Source organism: Halotolerantifilum yawarlongkerapense, from assembly GCF_054506745.1.
The window spans coordinates 2,253,400-2,274,631 of record NZ_CP199719.1; the positions used below are offsets into that span (position 1 = coordinate 2,253,400).

At 39.7% G+C, this 21,232-nt stretch carries 21 protein-coding genes and 1 pseudogene; all 22 read left to right on the plus strand.

Annotated features, from left to right (window positions below):
- Window positions 1–71: 71 nt before the first annotated feature.
- The 22 genes and pseudogenes from ACULM0_RS11105 (at window position 72) to ACULM0_RS11210 (ending at window position 21,184) form a co-directional block, all read left to right on the plus strand.
- Window positions 72–254 (plus strand): transposase, encoded by a 183-nt coding sequence (locus ACULM0_RS11105; protein ID WP_463677599.1) that lies wholly within the window; start codon window positions 72–74, stop codon window positions 252–254.
- Window positions 255–380: 126 nt separating this feature from the next.
- A complete protein-coding gene (locus ACULM0_RS11110) occupies window positions 381–581 on the plus strand; it encodes a hypothetical protein (protein ID WP_463677600.1) in 201 nt (66 codons plus the stop codon).
- Window positions 565–717, plus strand: coding sequence for a hypothetical protein (locus tag ACULM0_RS11115; RefSeq protein ID WP_463677601.1), 153 nt, complete (start codon window positions 565–567; stop codon window positions 715–717). The genes ACULM0_RS11110 and ACULM0_RS11115 overlap by 17 nt, the downstream gene beginning before the upstream one ends.
- 122 nt (window positions 718–839) lie before the next feature.
- On the plus strand, window positions 840–1,112 hold the full coding sequence (locus ACULM0_RS11120; RefSeq protein ID WP_463677602.1) for a transposase: 273 nt from the start codon (window positions 840–842) through the stop codon (window positions 1,110–1,112).
- 26 nt (window positions 1,113–1,138) lie between these two features.
- Window positions 1,139–1,999 (plus strand): annotated as a pseudogene (locus ACULM0_RS11125) (IS3 family transposase); the annotation flags it as partial.
- Between the two features lie 732 nt (window positions 2,000–2,731).
- Window positions 2,732–3,163, plus strand: coding sequence for an integrase core domain-containing protein (locus ACULM0_RS11130; RefSeq protein WP_463677603.1), 432 nt, complete (start codon window positions 2,732–2,734; stop codon window positions 3,161–3,163).
- Window positions 3,164–3,959: 796 nt separating this feature from the next.
- Window positions 3,960–4,457: a transposase gene (locus ACULM0_RS11135; RefSeq protein WP_463677604.1), complete on the plus strand. Its 498-nt coding sequence runs from the start codon at window positions 3,960–3,962 to the stop codon at window positions 4,455–4,457.
- Window positions 4,454–5,239 carry a transposase gene (locus ACULM0_RS11140; protein WP_463677605.1) on the plus strand — a complete coding sequence of 262 codons (786 nt, stop codon included), beginning with the start codon at window positions 4,454–4,456 and terminating at the stop codon, window positions 5,237–5,239. Before ACULM0_RS11135 ends, ACULM0_RS11140 begins: the two co-directional genes overlap by 4 nt.
- A 42-nt stretch (window positions 5,240–5,281) precedes the next feature.
- Entirely contained in the window at window positions 5,282–5,527 is a 246-nt protein-coding gene (locus tag ACULM0_RS11145) for a hypothetical protein (protein ID WP_463677606.1), read from the plus strand.
- 148 nt (window positions 5,528–5,675) lie between these two features.
- Entirely contained in the window at window positions 5,676–8,780 is a 3,105-nt protein-coding gene (locus ACULM0_RS11150) for a cadherin-like beta sandwich domain-containing protein (protein WP_463679882.1), read from the plus strand.
- 474 nt (window positions 8,781–9,254) lie between these two features.
- Entirely contained in the window at window positions 9,255–9,764 is a 510-nt protein-coding gene (locus tag ACULM0_RS11155; RefSeq protein ID WP_463677607.1) for a winged helix-turn-helix transcriptional regulator, read from the plus strand.
- Window positions 9,765–9,816: 52 nt separating this feature from the next.
- Window positions 9,817–10,134, plus strand: coding sequence for a hypothetical protein (locus ACULM0_RS11160; RefSeq protein ID WP_463677608.1), 318 nt, complete (start codon window positions 9,817–9,819; stop codon window positions 10,132–10,134).
- A gap of 503 nt (window positions 10,135–10,637) precedes the next feature.
- Window positions 10,638–11,024, plus strand: coding sequence for a type II secretion system protein (locus tag ACULM0_RS11165; RefSeq protein ID WP_463677609.1), 387 nt, complete (start codon window positions 10,638–10,640; stop codon window positions 11,022–11,024).
- A gap of 454 nt (window positions 11,025–11,478) precedes the next feature.
- Window positions 11,479–12,000: a hypothetical protein gene (locus ACULM0_RS11170; protein ID WP_463677610.1), complete on the plus strand. Its 522-nt coding sequence runs from the start codon at window positions 11,479–11,481 to the stop codon at window positions 11,998–12,000.
- A gap of 111 nt (window positions 12,001–12,111) precedes the next feature.
- Window positions 12,112–12,999, plus strand: a complete 888-nt coding sequence (locus tag ACULM0_RS11175) for a ComEC/Rec2 family competence protein (RefSeq protein WP_463677611.1) — start codon at window positions 12,112–12,114, stop codon at window positions 12,997–12,999.
- Complete coding sequence (locus tag ACULM0_RS11180; protein WP_463677612.1) at window positions 13,000–13,671, plus strand: hypothetical protein; 672 nt, start codon at window positions 13,000–13,002, stop codon at window positions 13,669–13,671.
- 674 nt (window positions 13,672–14,345) lie between these two features.
- Window positions 14,346–14,972, plus strand: a complete 627-nt coding sequence (locus ACULM0_RS11185; protein WP_463677613.1) for a sugar transferase — start codon at window positions 14,346–14,348, stop codon at window positions 14,970–14,972.
- Between the two features lie 21 nt (window positions 14,973–14,993).
- Window positions 14,994–16,772 (plus strand): heparinase II/III family protein, encoded by a 1,779-nt coding sequence (locus tag ACULM0_RS11190; RefSeq protein ID WP_463677614.1) that lies wholly within the window; start codon window positions 14,994–14,996, stop codon window positions 16,770–16,772.
- Window positions 16,769–17,986 (plus strand): glycosyltransferase family 4 protein, encoded by a 1,218-nt coding sequence (locus ACULM0_RS11195; RefSeq protein WP_463677615.1) that lies wholly within the window; start codon window positions 16,769–16,771, stop codon window positions 17,984–17,986. The genes ACULM0_RS11190 and ACULM0_RS11195 overlap by 4 nt, the downstream gene beginning before the upstream one ends.
- 11 nt (window positions 17,987–17,997) lie before the next feature.
- Entirely contained in the window at window positions 17,998–18,864 is an 867-nt protein-coding gene (locus ACULM0_RS11200; RefSeq protein ID WP_463677616.1) for an SDR family oxidoreductase, read from the plus strand.
- 19 nt (window positions 18,865–18,883) lie between these two features.
- Entirely contained in the window at window positions 18,884–20,104 is a 1,221-nt protein-coding gene (locus ACULM0_RS11205) for a nucleotide sugar dehydrogenase (protein WP_463677617.1), read from the plus strand.
- 54 nt (window positions 20,105–20,158) lie between these two features.
- Window positions 20,159–21,184: a glycosyltransferase gene (locus tag ACULM0_RS11210; RefSeq protein WP_463677618.1), complete on the plus strand. Its 1,026-nt coding sequence runs from the start codon at window positions 20,159–20,161 to the stop codon at window positions 21,182–21,184.
- The last annotated feature ends 48 nt before the right edge of the window (window positions 21,185–21,232 follow it).

Consider the following 21,232-nt stretch of genomic DNA (forward strand, 5'->3'; position numbering starts at 1 on the left):
AGGCTAGTTGTACCAGCCGCTTGAATAAAGCAAAGTGGTAATAACCAAGATCCCCCTGAGGAGGAAATTCAATGGCTAGGTACGATAAAGAGTTCAAATACAAGGTAAAGAAAATGCTGATGCCCCCATCAAACAAGAGCGTCGCCAGCATTTCGAAAGAAACTGGAATCTCAGAGAATACACTCTATAAGTGGAAGCGAGAAGCCAAGAAGGAAGGTTTCGTGGTAACAGGTGGAGAAACCAACAGCGAGTAATGGAGTTCAGAAGATAAATTTCAGATCGTCCTTGAGACAGCGTCGTTAAACGAAACTGAGCTTAGCGCTTACTGCCGAGAGAAAGGGCTCTATGCTGAGCAAATAGAGGCCTGGAGGAATGCCTGCATGACGGCTAACGGCGGCCTAGCGGACGAGGTAGCACGCCTGAGCAAAGAACTAAGAGACAGGGATAAAGAATACAAGCAGGTGAAAAAAGAACTGGCTAGAAAGGAATCTGCGCTGGCTGAGACTGCTGCGCTACTGGTGCTCAGAAAAAGATGCATGCGATCTGGGGGGAAAACGAGGAAGAATGATCAGCACCCCTGATCGCAGAAAAGCAATCTCGCTGATTGACGAAGCAGTTGAAGCGGGGGCTCGTTTGAAGATGGCCTGTCGCATGATCGGGATAACGAAGAAAACCTATAAGCGGTGGACTAACCAGCGGACACCACTTGATGACTGATGTTACACTAGTTTTATAGACACGTTCTAAGCGATTTAAAACAGCTGCGGTAGAGTGGCATCTCCTAATTTGAATAGATGATCGCGTATCGATATACTTGAATGAGTTAGGAGATGATAGAAATGGCAAACAACCGAAAGCACTATGATGATGATTTTAAAAAGATGATAGTCGACCTATACAAAAGTGGACGATCTGCAGATGAGTTAGCCAATGAGTTCGGCATCTATCGCGGAGCAGTCTATCGGTGGAAGAAAGAGTTTGAAGTCGTTCATCAAGATAATGGGCAAGCCTTAACAAATCGCGATATGACTGAGATGAAGAGAAAAATGGCTAAAATGGAAAAAGAAAATGCCATCCTCAAAGATGCTTTAAGAATCATGTCAAAAAAGTAACGACCGGGCAGCTCCATCAGACCGCGCACGAAGTTGTAAAGCTTCACAGTAGCTCAGTATCAATGACGTGCGACCTGCTCGGTATTAAGCGGTCAACGTTTTATGAAAAGGAATCGAGAACCCCAAGCCAGCGAGATCGAGAGAACCAGGAGCTGCGGGAGCAGATTCTACGGATTTGGATGAACAGCAAAAAACGATACGGAGCACCCAAGATCAGAATGCGCCTCAATGAAAAGCGTGCGAAGAAAGAGCAAGGAGCCGTTGGCATCAACCGTGTACAACGCTTGATGAGAGAACTGGGTATTCATTCGATTACTAAGAAAAAGTATAAGCACCACGCTTCAAAAGCGAATCACGACCCTCTTCTAAAAGATTTGATTGGTAGAGATTTTAGGGCTTCGACGCCTTTTGAAAAATTAGTCAGTGATATTACATATATTCATACCGCGAGACACGGGTGGTGCTACCTCGCTGTGATCATGGATGTATACTCAAAGGCTGTCATCGGTTGGTCATTCTCAAAGAAAATGGACGCTCGGTTAACGAGTGATGCTCTCAAGAAAGTGATTAAAAAGGGACTGTTTCACCGAGGTACGATTCTACACTCAGATCGGGGTAGTCAGTACACCGCTCACGCCTATAGAGCTTTAGCTAAAAAATATGGCTTTCAGCAATCTTTCTCAGCTGTGGGCTGTCCATACGATAACGCGTCCATAGAGTCTTTTAACGCTGTTCTGAAAAAGGAACTCGTGCACCATGAGAAGTATGATACGTACCAGCAGGCTCATATTAGCCTCTTCCAATATATTGAAGCATTCTACAACAACCAACGGATCCATGGGTCCATTAATTACCGAACACCCAATGAAATGTTGAAGAGTCACTAGTAGCAAACTTTTGGGTAGAATAGTGCAAGCTAGGTTTATGCCGCGAAAGCCCCTTCGGTAAGGGTGGATCCCCTCTGGTATGCTTTCAAGGTTTGATAGGGCTACCGATTGATAGACTCAGGTGTCCAGAGGGGATAGGGCCCCTGCCGAAGTGGAACGTGGAATAAATAATTCAGGAGAGAATCCATCCTTAACAGCGATTTGCTTAAAACTTGTCCAAAAACTTGACTTAGATCCAGACCGGAGGCCGGAAGCGGATCGGCCTACTCCCGCTAATAAGCTGACGGAAGAGGAGGAACAAAAGATCATAGCAAACATGAATAGCGATGAGTTCAAGAGTTCTTCCTCTCACTACGTTATCCCGACCTTGTTAGATCGTGGTACTTACATTGTTCGGAGTCCACATACTATAGAGTTCTCAAAAATCATAAGCAGCAGAATCATCGAGGTAGGTCCAAGAAACCAGAGAATAAACCGCTATCAACGCATTCGGCCAATGGCCCCAATCAAGTATGGATGTAGGATATCAGCTGGCTTCCAGAGTCGGTGAAAGGACTGTTCGTCTACCTCTATCTGGTCACCGATTAATTCAGTCGAAAGATCGTCACATGGAAAGTCCACTTAGAAGAATCCTCTGAGCATGCGGTCCGAATGATACGTCGTCCATCGCTAAAAGAGAATCTGGCGCTCAACCGAAAGCTCCTAGTTCTGCACTCAGATAACGGTAGTCCGATGAAAGGAGCAGCTCTGCTGGATACACTGCAGCGGCTCGGAATCGTCCCTTCACGTAGCCGCCCTAGAGTCAGCAATGATAACGCTTATGCAGAAGCGGTTTTCAGAACGATCAAGTATCGGCCGAACTATCCGTTCAAAGGATTTGCAACGCTCAGCGACGCACGCACATGGTGTCAAGATCTAGTGATCTGGTACAACCACACGCATAAGCACAGCGGCATCAAATACCTGACACCACACCAACGCCATGAGGGCCTTGGAAAAGAGATCTTGGCAAAACGAGATGCCATTTACATAGCCGCTAAAGCTGCTCATCCCGAACGATGGTCAGGAAGTACTAGGGACTGGTTTATTAAAGATACGGTTTATCTGAATCCGGTTAACCAGACTGAAATTAATGATAGCACGGAGAACTCGAGCTTAGGATAGGATACTAGAACGGCATGTAAATATATTGCAAAGATGTAAGTGCGCTCTTAGACTACTTGTAGTATCGCGCTCGATAATCTGGACAACTAACTTGACATCTACCGAAGTTGAGGAGACCGCAGCCGAAAAAACTGCAACAAAGCACATACCTTTACCAGAAAGTCGAAAACGGAAGGTGGGAGATCTGGGAAGAAAACCCGCAGAATAGGAACCGAAGTGACGGCACCTATGACAGAACCAGTGACACTACAAGTGACACTACAAGTGACACAGAACAAACCCAGCCACATCCCCGGAAGCAAGTAACTATGCGGGTTCCGGGAATGCGAAATTCCTCAAGGTACAGGACTACATACAGGACCACTGGCACTAGTGATGACAGAGGAGTACGGAAATACCCCGCAAAAACCACAGAATATACAGAGAAAAAGGCTAAAAAGACAGTCAGGTAGAGGAAAGTGACGAGCATGAAGGAAAAATTTGAAAGACCCGTAACAAACCCAGACCCGACATACAGCACCACTGTAGGCAGCACTGACGGCAGTAACCCCAGCACTGACGTCAGTACTGACGCCAGAGGATTTCGATAAGTCCGTGAAATACTACTAATAGAGAGCCGACCCCAAACCTAGTAAAATACGGCTTTGCAGGGCATACGGAGCGGAGATAGAAAGGAAACACTGAACCGACAAGTATCAGATGTAACCGCACCACTCCCTATGTGTTAGGATAGTTGTACCAGCTGCTTGAATAAAGTAAAGTGGTAATAACCAAGATCCCCCGAGGAGGAAATTCAATGGCTAGGTACGACAAAGAGTTCAAATACAAGGTTAAAAGAATGATGATGCCCCCGTCCAACAAGAGCGTTGCCAGCATTTCAAAAGAAACTGGAATCTCCGAGAACACCCTTTACAAGTGGAAGCGAGAAGCCAAGAAGGAAGGGTTCGTAGTCACCGATGGAGAAACCAACAGCGAGAAATGGAGTTCGGAAGATAAGTTTCAAATCGTCCTTGAAACAGCGTCGTTAAACGAATCGGAGCTCAGCGCCTACTGCCGAGAGAAAGGGCTCTATGTTGAGCAGATCGAGGCTTGGAAGAACGCCTGCATGACGGCTAACGGTGGACTAGCAGACGAGGCAGCGCGCCTGAGCAAAGAGCTGAGAGATCGGGATAAGGAATACAAGCAGGTAAAGAAAGAACTGGCTAGAAAGGAATCTGCACTGGCTGAAACAGCTGCACTACTGGTGCTCAGAAAAAAGATGCATGCGATCTGGGGGGAAAACGAGGAAGAATGATCAGCACCCCTGATCGCAGAAAAGCAATCTCGCTGATTGACGAAGCAGTTGAAGCAGGAGCTCGTTTAAAAATGGCCTGCCGCATGATGGGGGTTACGAAGAAAACCTATAAGCGATGGACTGATCAGCGGACACCTCTCGATGATCAAAGGCCGGAAGCGGATCGCCCTACACCCGCTAATAAGCTGACGGAAGAGGAAGAAGAAAAGATTATAGCAATCATGAATAGCGATGAGTTCAAGAGTTCTTCCCCTCACTACGCTATCCCGACCTTGTTAGACCGCGGTACTTACATCGCTTCGGAGTCCACATACTATAGAGTACTCAAAAAGCATAAGCAGCAGAATCACCGAGGCAGGTCCAAGAAACCCGAAAGTAAGCCGCTGGCAACGCATTCAGCCAATGGTCCCAATCAGGTATGGATGTGGGATATCAGCTGGCTCCCCGGGCCGGTGAAAGGACTGTTCTTCTACCTCTATCTGGTCACCGACTTATTCAGTCGAAAGATCGTCGCTTGGGAAGTCCACTTAGAAGAGTCTTCTGAGCATGCAGCCCGAATGATTCGTCGTGCATCGCTAAAGGAGAACTTGGCTCTAAATCGAAAGCCCCTGGTTCTTCACAGCGATAACGGAAGCCCGATGAAAGGTGCTGCTCTACTAGATACACTCCAGCGACTCGGAATCGTTCCGTCACGTAGCCGCCCTAGGGTCAGCAATGATAACGCTTATGCAGAAGCGGTTTTCAGAACGATCAAGTATCGGCCGAACTATCCGTTCAAATGATTTGCAACACTCAGCGACGCACGCACATGGTGTAAAGATTTAGTGACCTGGTACAACCACACGCATAAGCACAGTGGCATCAAATATCTGACACCGCACCAACGCCATGAGGGCTTAGGAAAAGAGATCTTGGCAAAACGAGATGCCATTTACATAGCCGCTAAAGCTGCTCATCCCGAGAGATGGTCAGGCAGTACTAGGAACTGGTCTATTGAAGATACGGTTTATCTGAATCCGGTTAACCAGACTGAACTTGATGATAGCACGGAGAACTCGAGCGCAGGGTAGCATACTAGAACCGAATGTAAATATATTGAAAAGATGCAAGCGCACTCTTAGACTACTTGTAGTATCACAATCGATAATCTGGACAACTAACTTGACATCTACCGGTCTCGAGAATTATGAAATCACGACAGAACCGGGAACGCTAACAATCTACAGAAAAGCCCTCACGGTTACGGTTTCTGGCAAAACCATTCGCTATGGCGATCCGATTCCTCCCTTTGAAGTGATGATGACAGGTTTTATTGAGGGAGAAAACGCAGAGAGCGCTCGAGATTTTGTCGCTCCCCTTGCAACGACAGTAGCCACACCTGGAAGCCCGGTCGGAAGCTATCCGATTACCATCGTGGGGGGAGAGTCTCTGGATTACCAGTTCGAGATTACTTCTGGCGCTGTACTGACCATTGAGAAAATGCCACTGGAGATCCAGATTGACAGTAAGACGAAAAGAAGAGGTGAAGCTGATCCTGACTGGTCGGTTACCTATACCCCTGCCCTTGAAGCACACATGGAGGTGCCCACTCTCTCCTTGCATCGGACACCTGGGGAGAGCCTGGGCGTCTACCCGATCACCACATCGGCAGTTATCGGCATAGATCATTACGAAAGTCAAATGTTCGAAGGCTCTTTGACCATCTTGCCTTCTGCTGACAGTAGTCTTAAAGACCTTACCGTCGAGGGGAAAAGCATTCGACCTCTCTTTCACCCGGATGAAAACCGGTACAGTGTATTGGTAGACGAATCAGTTGGAGAAGTTTATCTATCGACTGAAACGACGGATCCATTCGCAGTGGTCTCTGTTAAAGGTGAAACCGTAACCAGTGGAAGCAGCATCGCTATCGTACTTGATCATGGGGTCAATGCCATCGAGATGATCGTCACGGCTGAGGATGGTGTTTCTACAGCCACTTACTGGCTCACAGTAACGAGAGATTACCCGGATTTGCCGTCAAGTGAAGCGGGATTATCCTACCTATCTGTTACACCGGGAAGTTTGAGTCCTGGTTTTGCCACGGATCAAAAGGAGTACCTCGTGACGGTGAGTCCAGCTACAGATTCTGTGGTGTTGGATGCTCGGGCGATCTCCAGCCAAGCGGCGATCGAAATCAATGAGACGACCACTTCTGCTGGTGCAGTGACCATCGCAGTGGAAGAAGGACTCAATAGCATAGAGATTCGTGTGACCGCAGAGGATGAAAAGACGACCTCGCTTTACGAGCTAACTGTTCATAGGGAGAGCGATGAGCCCGTACAATCACAGTTGTCCGCTTTGTGGATCAGCGAGGGCGTGCTCACGCCAGCTTTCGACTCAGGAACACGTACCTATACCGTAGAGGTGGATGCTAAAGTGGACTCGATAGGTCTACGGGCAGAAGCCACGACGAGTGGTGCATCGGTCACAATCTCCGGTCAGCCTACCACGTCTTCAAGCGTTATCTGGGTGGATCTTTCAGAGGGGCTTCATACCATTCCGATTATCGTAGCTGCTGAAGGGGTAGAGCAAACACGCTATGAACTGCTCGTCGTACGTGTCTTTTCACCCCAGCTCTCTCAAGAGGCTTCCCTTAAAGAATGGGTGGTAGAAGGCTATAGTCTTGACCCCGCGTTTGATTCTAAAAGAAGGCACTACGCACTAGTCGTTCCTTATGAGCAGGAAAGGATTTCGTTTCAGGCAACCCCTGCTCACCAGGCGGCGAAGTTCTGGATCTCGGACAATTTATGGATGCCGGGTGAACTGTGGACGACGGATCTCTTAATAGGAGAGAATCACATTGAGATTCACGTAGAGGCCCAGGACTCTACTTCGGAAAGAAGCTATCATCTGACGATCACGCGGCAGACTCAAGATACCGCAGAAGAAAAGGAGCAGCCGGAAGATCCGAGTACGGAACCTACCCGGCGAAGAACCAGTGAGCCTCGACTGGATGAAGTGGTAAAGATTAAGGCAAGTTACGCTTTCATTGATGGCAGGCGTCAAATCATGGGCACGAGAGAAACGTCCGATGATGGATTGAACACTAGACTGACTGTGGAAAAAGAGAGATTCGAGGCAGAACTCGCCGAAGCCATAGCAGATCCAGAAATTGACGGCATGCGTCAGATGGTGGTTCTTGCACAGGATATTCCAACAGCGAGGATAGAAACCCGACTGACGGCGGGGATGATCAAACGGCTTGAAGAGCACAGCTTTCACCTGATCATCGACGCTGGGGACGTGGTATACGATTTACCGGCAAAGGCGCTTTCGATTGACCGGATCGCTCAAAATCTACAGCGCACTATGGATGAGTACGAAAGTATAGAGATTGATGTTCGCATCACTCGTTCGGGAGAAGAAGCACTCGAAACGATACGAGAACGCTCCCGTGGGCAAGGAGCAGAACTACTGATTCCACCGGTTTCATTCGAGATTATCGCGAGTACCGTAGACAAAGACGGCCAGATACGAGAGGAAACCATTCAGGTGTTCAGTGGTGCGGTTAAGCGAAGCATCGTAATCCCAGAAACCATTGATCCTGAAGACGTAACGACGGCGGTGGTGATTGATGAGGGCGGAGAGCTCTACCACGTGCCCACTCGGGTGTATGAACGGGATGGACAGTGGTATGCAGAAGTGAACTCTCTTACGAATTCAGACTACACACTGATCACTCACTTCGTGACCTTAGAGGACTTAGTTGACCACTGGTCTCGTGAAAGCTACGAAGATATGGTTTCCAGGATGGTAATCGAAAAAAGCGACGTTCTTTTACCGGATGAAGCCATTTCTTGGATCGATTTTGAGGAAAGTCTGCTACGTGCTCTGGGAATCAGCCACGTTAGCCAAGGGATGGATCTCGCGTTGACAGCAGACGACAGCATACCGTCCCAAGCATGGGTTGATCAAACATCGACCGATTCTGATCTGATGAGCCGCATCGATGGACACTTACATCCCATGGCACCACTGACAAGAATCGAGGCTATGTCGATTTTTGAAAGAGCGTTGGTGTTATTAGGATACGATCCTACCACCGGGTATGGTCTTGAAGTCTTTAAGGATCTTGAAGGACTCACAGAAGAAGAACGCGGAATCGCTTCAACTGTGGTCGAAGCTGGAGTCTTCAATGGTACATCGGCGACGACGCTTTCTCCAGAAAAACTCCTGACCAGAGCTGAGGCAGTGGCTGCACTGCGTAATATGTTAATCAAAAGAAGATTCATCGATCACCTTGGTCAGCAGCGGATCTTACGCGCGGTGAGTCAAATGGAATAGTCATTTATGTGCCCTTTTCAAAAAGGGCACTTTCTTTTTGCCAAGCCTGTGATCAAGTAGGCGACTTGGAAGGAAGAGTTGGTCAACTTGCTAAAAAAGTGAGATGATCTTTTTTGGCTTCTGCACGTACAGATTCACGAATTCTTTGGCACCAGCTCTATGGAGGAATTCGCGGACAGCTGATTGTCGATGCAACCAGGCACCAAAACTGTTCACAACACACGATGACAAATCGATGAGAGAATGTAGGCTTACAAAGTGCTTTATCGTTCATAGAATGAACAACTCGACAGATGTCGACAATATATGTCGTTGCCAGCGATTAACAGAGTACGATATAGTAGAAGAGGTGGTATTTCACCAAGATTTAATGTCTCTGTCATTGATTCTAGAAGCTACATCGGATAGGATGTAGTTAGATGTTCAAAGAATGAACGATAACTATATGAACGATGGAAATGAAGTGGTTGATAGATGGAACAACAAGAACTAAATATTCTGCAGATCCTAAGTGATAATCCGGATTTATCCCAGCGACAGATCGCCAAGGAGTCAGGTCTTAGTATCGGTATGGTGAACAACTTAATCAAGAAGTGCGTCAAGACCGGACTCATTAAGATTGAAAATCTCAATGCCAGGAGCATGCGGTATATCCTAACGCCTAAAGGGATCGAGGAGAAAACCAAGAAGACCCTTTCATACATAGCTAGGTCCTACAAAGCCATAAGAGTGATCGATGATCAGATCAGAGCACAAACAGAGCAGTATATGCAAGAGGGTAAAAAGATCTTGATCTATGGACCTAAGGATGAGCTATTTCATATCATCACACAGAGTCTCCGGGACATGGCCATGCCCTATCAGATTATCCAGGATGATGCGCACTTGAAACATATCACTTCAGAAGTACCTGAAGACTATGTGGTGTACCTCTGGGCTACGGGATATGAGGTAGAGGGAATAGGTAATTGGAAAGTGATTTGAATTATTAGATAGATAGTAAATATTAGGTTTAAAGTATATCGAAAGGGGAAATATGAAAATATTTAGTCGTTTTGGAAGTCTGACTAGTAAAGAGATTGTTAAAGGCATAATGAGCTTAGGTATCATTGTGTTTATAATTTCTTTGTTGAATATTCTTTATAGTAATTTTTACAATGAGCTCATGGTATTAGATGCTAATGGGGGCATTGTATCAAATCAATTTCAAATATTGGTGGGTAGGATTGTCTATTGGGTGACTACATTGAGTGTGCCAATTATTGCATTGACAGGCTTAAGATTATTTTGTGGAGCACTATACAAACTACTTCGGGCTATTGAAATCTATTTAGAGAGTGTCGATGGAGAATAAGAGTGAAATGAACTTGACGGTATTTGTTGAAAATTAATGAGTTAAGCCGTTAAGCACAAAAGATGAGTATGAAGATGCCACGGGCATATGTCCTGAAGGTAGTGTGATCTCATACTCACAAGAAAAGGGATTCGACTGTAATATGCATATTGCTTCTTCAACATGTAGATAGCCAGGTCCTACAGAGCAGTATGTGCATGAGGGTAAGAAGATCTTGATCTATGGACCTAGGGATGAACTGTTTCATATTCTTACACAGAGTCTCAGGGATATGGCCATACCCTATCAGATTATCCAGGATGAGGCGCACTTGAAACATATCACTTCAGAAGTACCTGAAGACTATGTGGTGTATCTTTGGGCTACGGGATATGAGGTAGCCGGGATTGCCTGCTGGCAAGTAATCTGATAAACGGTCAATAGACATACGCAATAATCTTCAAACGGTGGGAAGTAAGGACCTAGGTGTTTAGGCCTTGTCTTGTAAGGCAAGGTGTTTTCAAGTGAATAAACGTTGTTCCTGTCGTCAAGGCTTCACGCTTATTGAGCTTGTGGTGGTAATCAGCTTACTCGGGATCTTAGCAGCGATTGCTGTACCGAGGTTTGCTGGCTACTCAGAAGTTGCGAGAGTTCGGGTATGTGAACAGAACCGATTGCAACTTAAAAAAGAGCTTCAGCTACAAATGGTAGATCGCAATATAAGTGAGCTGAATACAGTAGTGGGGGGTCTTATACTTGAGTATGAAGCTGCCACGGGCATATGTCCTGAAGGTGGTGTGATCTCATACTCACAAGAAACCGGATTTAATTGTAGTATACATGTTGATGCTCCAGCAGATGGAGAGAACGACCCAGAATATCCACCTGGAGAAGAAATGCCATATCTTTAGTCGTCGTTTGTTGTTGTCGTAACTAGTAAGGATCTAGGGCAAGGCCTAAACGCAAAAGTAAATAGCTGGAGGAACCAAATGAAGTGGTCCTCCAGCTGATAGAAGTAGTTATTGAATGCGTAGTAGTGTAGATTATCTTAAGGATTCATTCACTAGTTGCCATCTCACGATAGATACACTATATGTTGCAGAAATCATAGGTATGATTGGATGGTTAGTGCGAGGTGAGTATGGTAAAAGGACCAAAACCACAATATGTAGTATGTAGTGAATCTTGGAATACAATATGCTGCATAAATCCTATTTATCATTTTCGTATAAATTCGACGTGAGTATGGTGAAAGGACCATAACCACAAGATGTAGAATAAAATGAAATAAGAATGTAATTTTAAATACTATATGTAGTTTTGAAAAAATGCCTCGGTTATTTTTGAGGTGAGTATGATGTAAGGATGACTAATTGGATAACAAAGGGAGACAAAATGTCTATTGATGTAAAAGATAAGAAGCTCATTCTAGAACAACTTCAAAGTAATATTCTTGAAAAAAAAGAACTGGTACATGAATATGAAGAAAAAGGAATCTACGAGTTGGCGTTTCTAATAAGGTGGCAAATTGTTGAAGAAACAATTAAGGAAATTGCGAAAGCACAAAGAAGAGTAGGTCTATTGGATAACTTAAATGAATGGACCGAATACTTGACTTTAAGTTCGAAAAAGCAGCCTAAAAAGATAAATTCATTTAGCATCGATTCGGATAGCATCCCTAATATTGAGATAATCTTGAAGTACCTTGAAAAAAAAGAACTTTTAAATTTGAGTGAACTACTGAAATCAAAAGGGAAATATCGAGAAAGAAGAAATGCAATAGCTCATAGATTCAATAGATTTCGTGATAAATCAGTTTATATGGATTACTCACAAAAAGTAGATATGGCTATTGATGAACTTATCGAAGCATTGAAAAGTAATTAGTTGAAAGATAGAGCGGATAATTACACAAGGTGTTGCAGAGGGGAAAAATACTTTTGCTAGATACTACGTAAATTGAGTAGTACTTTTATTTTAAGAGGAGGGGAAAATGCGATGTCAATCATAAAATCTTTTGCTGTAGGGAATGGAGATATGTTTTATATTGAACATGGTTCTGACAATTTCACAATCATTGATTGCTGTCTTAATGATGAGATTAAAGACATTTTTATTGATGAAATAGCATCAGGATTTAAGAAGAAGGGCATTGCTAGGTTTATCTCGACTCATCCTGATGAAGACCACATTCACGGTCTTTGTGATTTAGATGATACTCTTGGCATTTTAAATTTCTATTGCGTTGATAATGAGACTATGAAAGAAGATGAGACTAAAGATTTCAAACGGTATTGCAAGTTAAGAGATAGTGACAAAGTATTTAATCTTTACAAGGGTTGCGCCAGAAAATGGATGAATAAATCTGATGATGTCAGAGGAAGTTCTGGAATCAACATACTTTGGCCAGTAACGGACAACGAACATTTCATTAATGAATTAAATAAAGTTAAACTTGGAGAAAGTCCTAATAACATTAGTCCGATTATAAAATATTCATTAGAGGATGGAGTCAGAGTAATGTGGTTTGGAGACTTAGAAAAGGACTTCTTAGAATTAGTTATGGAAGATATTGAGTTTGAAAACGCAGATGTAATATTCGCACCACACCATGGTAGGAAAAGCGGTAAAATCCCAAAAGAAATCTTGGAAGTGCTTCAACCCAAAATTGTAATTATTGGAGAATCAGCCTGTGAAGACTTAGAGTATTATAGTGGTTATAATATTATAACCCAGAATTCTGCTGGAAATATTACTTTAGAATGCCAAGCAGGAAAGGTAGACGTCATAGTCTCAAACGACGACTATAGTGTTGATTTTCTCCAAGATCAAAGGATTATTAGCAATCAAAACTATATAGGTACATTAGTTTTGGAAGAGGTATAGATGAATAAGACAAGAGATAATCTTAAAAATTACTCAGGTAAACTTTCTCTGTTTTTGGTTTTGAACAGTTTAGCCTTCATAGTGTTTGCATTACAAATCAACTTGCCGATTTCTGAGATTAATGTTCTTTATAATGAGTATTATGCAAATAGTGGACTAGTGCTTGTAAGCTCGTATCTAATAGTGTTCGTACTGAATGGAGTTTTGTCTTCAGACTTAAAAGCAAAGTTAGTATTTTGGAGAACAACATATGTTTATCCTGGATTTAGAGTTTTCACGGAACTTAGTTCAAAAGATTCCCGAATAGATAAGGCTGAGCTGGAAAGAAAATATGGGATACTTCCAACTATACCAAAAAATCAAAACCAGTTGTGGTATAAAATGTACAAGAAATTTGAGTTTCATCCTATGATATTCGCCTCTCACAGAAACTTTCTGCTTTCAAGAGATTTAACAGGATTCAGCTTCTTGTTCGTACTAACGTATCCCATAGCTGTAGTAGTCTCAGCAGTTATTTTTAAAGAGTTCTATAGTTCATTATTCTGGTACTTAGGATATTTAGTTGCTCAATATATGGTATGTGCTTTAGTGAGTAGAAATTATGGGAATAGGTTCGCTTGCAGTGTATTAGCACAAGCTAGTAGCAATGAAAACAATAAAGTGAGCGAATGAGAAAATCATTTTAACTGTACTTTATTATATTGTCATGTATGAATGAATACAGATCACAGAGGAACATGTTGTGTAGATCAAATGTACGCATACAATATATTGCATGGGCAAAATCACAATTTGTAATTAAGTCGAAAAGATAATTACAGGCTCAAAGCTAGTGAAATCAATGTATTCAGGGATTCTGTAATTATGTAATTATGATTTTTAAAGACTTTTATGTATTTAAGAACCATATCGACGTGAGTATGGTAATAGGGTTACAAGATATAGTGGGGATCGAGTGTGCGCATACAATATATAGCATAGCAAAAATCGCAATTTGTAATTAAGTCGAAAAGATAATTACAGGCTCAAAGCAAGTGAAATCAATGTGTTCAGGGATTCTGTAATTATGTAATTATGAATTTTAAAGACTTTTATGTATTTAAGAACCGTATCGAGGTGAGTATGGTGAAAGGATAAAGAGACTGTAAGTCAGTAATATCAAGGGTTTCAGCACAACTTCGAAATGTACTAATGTTACAGAAGCATTACACGTAGTCCCATCCAATCAAAGCATAGAATTATGCAAGATATAGTACTGAAAATAAATCAAAACATTACATGTAGATTAAGAAAACAAGGTGTTCTACACACCACAAACATACATAACTAAAGCAGGAGGAAATAACGTGGTTTACTTAAAAATCAAAAGATTAATAGATATCATACTTTCATCATTAGGACTTATCATATTATCTCCTGTTTTTTTAGTGCTTATTATAGCTATCAAGGTTGACTCCCCTGGATCTGTTCTCTTTAAACAGAAGAGAGTTGGGATCCATAAGAGGCATTTTCATATATTGAAGTTTAGAACGATGAGAATTGATACTCCATCAGATATGCCTACTCATTTATTAGAGAATCCAGATCAGTGGATTACGAAGGTAGGTAAGTTCCTACGTAAAACGTCTCTAGATGAGCTACCGCAGATTATCAATATCTTTAAAGGGGAGATGAGCATCATTGGTCCAAGACCAGCACTTTGGAATCAGTATGATCTGATTGAAGAAAGAGACAAGTACGGTGCGAATGACGTACCGGTTGGCCTTACTGGCTGGGCGCAGATTAATGGTAGAGATGAGCTTGAGATTGATGTTAAGGCAAGACTCGATGGAGAGTACGCTGAGAAGATTGGGTTCTTGATGGATGTTAGATGCTTCTTTGGGACGATCTTTAGTGTTCTGAGAAGTGATGGTGTTGTTGAAGGTGGGACTGGGGTTAAGGGGAAAGCTGATAAAGAGTCAGTGAAACATTAAAGATTAGGTGAGGTGCTTTGAATGGACAATAAGTTAATACTTTTCATGAATACAATAAAGTATCTCAAACCTTCTCAAGGCCTATATAGAGTAATAAATAGAGCAAAAAGAGAACTTTATAAACGTAAGATTTTGAGAATTAACACACCAAGCGTAATTAAAGTTACAGAGAAAGCTAATTTTTTAATTCCAAGTTTAGATTTTAATAGTGATTATTTAAGTAGGTTCGACACAGAAAAAATCTTGAATAATGAGTTTGATTTTATAAATATTAACCACAAAGTTTCACTTGATACCGTATGGAATGATAAGTCTCTTCAGCATCTTTGGAGATACAACCTTCATTATTTCGAGTACTTGTACAAACTAGCATTTCAATATTCTAGTAACGATAAGAACCCTAAGTATTATGAAAAATATAAAGAATTAGTAATTAATTGGATTGACAATAATCCATGTCCTTATGGGGACGGTTGGCATCCATATACGATTTCATTAAGAATCACTAATTGGATTTCAACATATGGAATCTTTATAGATGAAATAAAAAATGATATTAATTTTGGAAATCAGATGATTGAATCTATTTATATTCAATATAGCTATTTGCATAAGAATCTTGAAAAAGATGTTTTAGGGAATCATTATTTTGAAAATATTAAAGCACTAATTATCGGAAGTATTTTTTTTGGAGAAGAACAAGTCAAGTCCAAATTTGTTAAAGAGCTGATCAAACAACTGAAAGAACAGATATTAGAAGATGGAATGCATTTTGAACTAACTCCTATGTATCACAAGATCATTCTAGAGGATTTGATAAAAATAACGGTGTGGTTAAAGAATGAATCTGTACATGCAAACTTAAATGAGTATATTAAAAAAATGATAGATGTGATGTATAGCTTTGAAGAAGGATTCGGAAAAACGCCTGCATTTAATGATAGTACAGATGGAATTAGCAAAAATTATGATTGCTTATTAGAAATTTGCAAAAAAGAGTTTGACTTAACCCCTAAGTTTATAGATTCATTTAATGATAGCGGATATTACATTCTCAGAAATAATCAATATAAATTGATATTTGATTGTGGTGAAATATGCCCTTCATACTTACCTGCTCATGGACATTGTGATGCTTTAAGTTATGAACTATCAATAGAAGGAATTCCAATCCTAGTAAATTCAGGGACCTACCAGTATGAAGGTGGAGAGTGGAGAAATTATTTTAGAAAAACTAATGCCCATAACACAGTGATGATTGGGGATAGAGAGCAGTCACAATTTTGGGGAAGTTTTAGAGTCGCAAGCAGGATTAGTGATGTAAAAAGAAGTCGCTTCAATTATAAAGGGATAAATTTTATTAGCGGTTCATATAAGACATACTTTGGATCAAAGCACACCAGGTTTATTAGTGAGATAAATGAAAATATCCTGTTGGTATTAGACAAAGTAGAATCTAATTCTAGCGAAGAAGTAAGAAGTTATATTCATCTAGATCCTGATGTGAAAGCAACTCTTAATGAAACAATAAAAATTGAGAAAGATAATATGTCTTTAAATATCATCCCTATCTCCTTGAAAAATGTAACTATGTTAAAAGGGTGGTATTCGAGAGAATTTAATTTGAAAGAAGAAAACGAACACATCGTTTTTACTAAGAGTGATGATCTTGATTACTTTGGATACTTAATTTACTTTAATGACACTCCTTGTAACGCAGAAATATCTAATAATGAACTCAAGATTAGAACTAATATAGAATTTATCATAAATTTAAACAAGTTGGGAGAAAAAATATGAAGATAGTAGTGATATGTCATTATTTTCCTCCGGAGATAGGAGCACCATCTGCTAGATTATATGAGATGTCAAAACGATGGGTTGAATTAGGGAATGAAGTCCATGTTGTAACATGCTTTCCTAATCATCCGACTGGAATTATTCCAGATGAATATAAAGGCATGAAATATAAGTTAGAAAATATGGATGGAATTCATGTGCATAGAAATTATGTATATGCTACTCCAAATAAAGGGTTTATTAAAAAGACATTAGGACATATCTCTTTTATGTTTTCTTCTGTGTTTTTTTCTATGAAGAAAATTGATAGACCAGATGTAATTATAACAAGTTCACCAACTTTCTTCTCTATTTTTTCAGGCTATTGGTACAGCTTGAGAAAGAAAGCAGATTTTGTTCTTGAGATTAGAGATTTATGGCCAGCAGCGATGATAGAGTTGGGTGTCATGAAAGAAGGTTTCGTAACGAAAGTACTTGAGAAGATGGAATTATTCTTTTATAGAAAAAGCAAGAAATTGATTATGGTTACGCAATCTTTTAAAGAAAATGTGATTAACCGTGGTATTAGTGGAGACAAAGTACATGTAATTACAAATGGTGTTAATCAGGAACTATTTTATCCGAAAGGAAAGAACCAAGAGTTAATAAACAAATATAATCTTCAAGACAAGTTTGTGATTTCATATGTGGGAGCACATGGTATATCTCAAAATTTAAGCACAATATTGGAAGTTGCAAAGAAACTTAGAACATATAAAAACATTGAATTTGTGTTTGTGGGTGAGGGTGCTGAAAAGGATAAACTTAAACAGATTGTCAGAGAAGAAGAACTGACCAACGTACAATTTATTGACGCACAACCAAAAGAAGCAATTCCTGAATTTTACAATGCGTCAGATTTGTGCCTTATACCATTAAAGAATATTGAATTATTCAAGACATTTATTCCTTCCAAAATGTTTGAAATTATGGCTTGTGGAGTACCTATCGTAGCTAGCTTAGAAGGTGAAGCGGCACAAATACTTGAGGATTCAAAAGCAGCACTAGTTGTACAACCTGATAATCCTAATGAAATTGCTGCAGCAATTGAAGAACTAATAAAGGATAAAGAAAAGTATAGTCAAATGAAGGCTAACGGTCCTGAATTTGTTGAGAAAAACTATTCACGGAGTAAGCTTGCTGAAAGGTACTTGGAACTCATAAATAATGCGTAGAGGGTGGGAAGATGATCTTATTAACTGGAGCTACAGGTTTTCTTGGTGGATATGTACTAGAAGAGCTAGTTAAACGGGGGTATGAAGTTACTTGTTTTGTTAGAAAGACTAGTAATCTAGAGAAAATTAAACAATTTAATGTTCCTTACATATTTGGTGAATTAGATGACTTTAAATCAATTTGTAAAGCGTTAAAAGATAAAGAAGCTTTAATAAATATTGCATCCCTTGGATTTGGACATGCTCCTAATATTATTAATGCGTGTCAGGAAATGAATATAAAGAGAGCTATATTTATTAGCACTACAGGTATTTTTACAAAATTGAATCCAGATAGCAAGGGAATACGCCTTGAAGCAGAACGTTTAATTAAAGAAAGCGATCTGGATTACACAATAATTAGGCCTACTATGATTTACGGAACTCCGAAAGATAGAAATATGTGGAGACTAGTTAAATATCTTAATAGGCTTCCCGTCTTGCCAATACTGGGAAATGGAAAATATTTACAACAACCTGTTTATGTGAAAGATCTTGCTTGGGCTGTAGTAAGTGCATATGAAACTAACTTAACTATCAAGAAGGCTTATAATATTTCAGGTTTAGAAGCCCTAACTTATAACGAAGTAGTGGATATCACAGGGAAAGAACTTGGTAAAAAAGTGCTTAAAATTCATGTTCCAATGAAAATAAGTTACGGTTTGCTTAAACTATATGAAAAGATATCGAGTAAGCCTAAACTTAAAGCAGAGCAAGTTTTAAGATTGAATGAGAATAAAGATTTCTCTCATGAAGAAGCAGCTAGAGACTTTGGGTATAAGCCTATGAGTTTTAAAGAGGGTATTGCACTCGAAATTACAGATGGACTGAATAAATAGATGAAAGAAGGTATCAAAAATGATTAATGTAATAGGACTGGGATATATCGGACTTCCAACAGCTTTAATGTTTGCAAAGAGTGGTAATGAGGTTGTTGGAACAGATTTGAATGACAGATTGGTTAATTCACTTTCAGATGGAAAGCTTACTTTCGAAGAGGAAGGCCTTGAGGAACTTTTCAGAAATGCAATTGATAATGACATTAAATTCACAACTGATTATCAAAAAACAGATACCTACATAGTTGCAGTGCCTACACCTTACATTAATTCGAGTAAGAAGTTAGATCCTAAGTATGTGGTTTCAGCAGTTAATACAATTCTCGATGTTTGTAAAAAAGGTGCTGTAATTATTATAGAATCAACTATTTCACCAGGGTCAATTGATAAATATATTAGGCCTGAGATCGAAAAAAGAGGAGTAGCAATTGGTGACGATGTTCATCTGGTACATGCACCAGAAAGAATAATTCCAGGAAATATGATTTATGAACTTGAGCATAACTCTAGAACAGTTGGTGCGGATGATCCAGTTATTGGCGAGAGAGTGAAAGAGCTATATTCAAGCTTTTGTAAATCTGAAATAGTAATAACCGATATTAGATCGGCGGAAATGTCTAAAGTAGTTGAGAATACTTATAGAGACGTTAATATTGCTTTTGCTAATGAGTTAGCTAAGATTTGCAGAAATGACAATATGGATGTTTATGAGATTATACGCATAGCTAATAAGCACCCAAGGGTTAATATTCTACAGCCAGGACCAGGAGTGGGAGGTCACTGTATTTCAGTAGATCCATGGTTTTTAGTAGGAGATTATCCAGACTTAACAAATTTGATCCTTACAGCGAGAAAGATTAATGATTCTATGCCTACTCATGTATTGGGAAGAATAAGAGATATCATGAGAGAACATAAAATTACTGATATATCGAAGATTGGTATTTATGGTCTTGCTTATAAAGAAAATGTTGATGATACTAGAGAAAGTCCTGCACTTCAGCTGCTTGAGAGAATGGACGAGCACTTGGCTTTTGGAGTTAAAGTGTATGACCCATTTATTAAAGAAAGACTTGTTGAACATCAATTTATGAATTTTGAAGACTTTTTAAATGAGATAGAAATTTTAGTTATTATAACAGCTCATGATCACATTAAGAATAATCTTGATTTGGTGAAAGATAAGCTGATACTTGATACTAAGAATATTTGTAATTTTAATGGTGTTTATAAGTTATAGGCTATTATATTGATAATCTTAAAATATGTTAGCTTAAAAAAGTGAGGTGGTAATTTGAAGCAGTTTGTATATTTCGGGAAGTTTCCAGCACCATACGGCGGCGTAACAATAAAGAATAAATTGATATTTGACAACTTATCAAAGCACATAGACGTAAAACAATCTAGATTTTTCGAGGATAGGACTAGGAAGCTTGGTAGGATATATTCACTTATTAGAGATTTGATTTTTAATAGAAAAAAGCCTTTGATTTTAGGAGTAAGTAAAGATTCTTTAAAAAGAATTACAGTTATTATGTATTGCTTTAACAAGAAATTAATGAGTAAATCTACAGTAATGGTTATGGGTGGAACTTTTCCTGACATGGTTGAAAAAAACAGTAAGCTTAAGTCTTATATTAAGAAATATAAGTTTATTTATGTCGAAACTGAAGGTATGAAAAAAAAGTTGCAACAAAATGGAGTTGAAAATGTAAAAGTATTTCCAAACTGTAGAGAAAAGTATATATCAAATAACTTTAGAGAATCAAATAATGATAATTTGAAATGTGTGTTTTTCTCATTAATATCAGAGGAAAAAGGTGCTGATTTAGTAGTAGACGCATTCAATCTATTATCTCAAAGTCAAGAAAAAATAACAGTAGACTTTTATGGGCATATAGATAGAGAATTTGAAAATATTTTTCTAGAAAAAATAAATATTAATAAGTACATGAATTATAAAGGGGTATTTAAAGCAAATCAAAAAAATGATGTATATGAAAAACTTAAAGAGTATGATTTGCTTTTATTCCCTACCAAATGGAAAAATGAGGGGGTTCCAGGAATTTTAGTTGAATCTAAAATTGCAGGTATACCAGCAATAGTTAGCGATATTAATTATAACTCTGAAATAGTGGAACATGAAAAATCAGGTGTAGTATTAGTAGAAAATAACGCTGAAAATGTTGCAAAAGCAATAGAGGCATTTAACATAGATAGAGTTTATTTAAAAAAGTTAAAGGTTGGAGCTAAGAATTCATCTGAAAAATATATTATAGACAATTTTATTAATGAAATAGTAGAAGGATTGATTCATTAAATATTTCTTCGTAAAAAAACTAAAAATAATAAATTTTTAAAATTTTGT

What these genes read in the sequence shown, in the direction of transcription:
- ACULM0_RS11105 (WP_463677599.1), top strand. Translation starts at nt 72, where the DNA reads ATGGCTAGGTACGATAAAGAGTTCAAATACAAGGTAAAGAAAATGCTG.
- ACULM0_RS11110 (WP_463677600.1), top strand. Translation starts at nt 381, where the DNA reads ATGACGGCTAACGGCGGCCTAGCGGACGAGGTAGCACGCCTGAGCAAA.
- ACULM0_RS11115 (WP_463677601.1), top strand. Translation starts at nt 565, where the DNA reads ATGATCAGCACCCCTGATCGCAGAAAAGCAATCTCGCTGATTGACGAA.
- ACULM0_RS11120 (WP_463677602.1), top strand. Translation starts at nt 840, where the DNA reads ATGGCAAACAACCGAAAGCACTATGATGATGATTTTAAAAAGATGATA.
- ACULM0_RS11130 (WP_463677603.1), top strand. Translation starts at nt 2,732, where the DNA reads ATGAAAGGAGCAGCTCTGCTGGATACACTGCAGCGGCTCGGAATCGTC.
- ACULM0_RS11135 (WP_463677604.1), top strand. Translation starts at nt 3,960, where the DNA reads ATGGCTAGGTACGACAAAGAGTTCAAATACAAGGTTAAAAGAATGATG.
- ACULM0_RS11140 (WP_463677605.1), top strand. Translation starts at nt 4,454, where the DNA reads ATGATCAGCACCCCTGATCGCAGAAAAGCAATCTCGCTGATTGACGAA.
- ACULM0_RS11155 (WP_463677607.1), top strand. Translation starts at nt 9,255, where the DNA reads ATGGAACAACAAGAACTAAATATTCTGCAGATCCTAAGTGATAATCCG.
- ACULM0_RS11160 (WP_463677608.1), top strand. Translation starts at nt 9,817, where the DNA reads ATGAAAATATTTAGTCGTTTTGGAAGTCTGACTAGTAAAGAGATTGTT.
- ACULM0_RS11170 (WP_463677610.1), top strand. Translation starts at nt 11,479, where the DNA reads ATGACTAATTGGATAACAAAGGGAGACAAAATGTCTATTGATGTAAAA.
- ACULM0_RS11175 (WP_463677611.1), top strand. Translation starts at nt 12,112, where the DNA reads ATGTCAATCATAAAATCTTTTGCTGTAGGGAATGGAGATATGTTTTAT.
- ACULM0_RS11180 (WP_463677612.1), top strand. Translation starts at nt 13,000, where the DNA reads ATGAATAAGACAAGAGATAATCTTAAAAATTACTCAGGTAAACTTTCT.
- ACULM0_RS11190 (WP_463677614.1), top strand. Translation starts at nt 14,994, where the DNA reads ATGGACAATAAGTTAATACTTTTCATGAATACAATAAAGTATCTCAAA.
- ACULM0_RS11195 (WP_463677615.1), top strand. Translation starts at nt 16,769, where the DNA reads ATGAAGATAGTAGTGATATGTCATTATTTTCCTCCGGAGATAGGAGCA.
- ACULM0_RS11200 (WP_463677616.1), top strand. Translation starts at nt 17,998, where the DNA reads ATGATCTTATTAACTGGAGCTACAGGTTTTCTTGGTGGATATGTACTA.
- ACULM0_RS11205 (WP_463677617.1), top strand. Translation starts at nt 18,884, where the DNA reads ATGATTAATGTAATAGGACTGGGATATATCGGACTTCCAACAGCTTTA.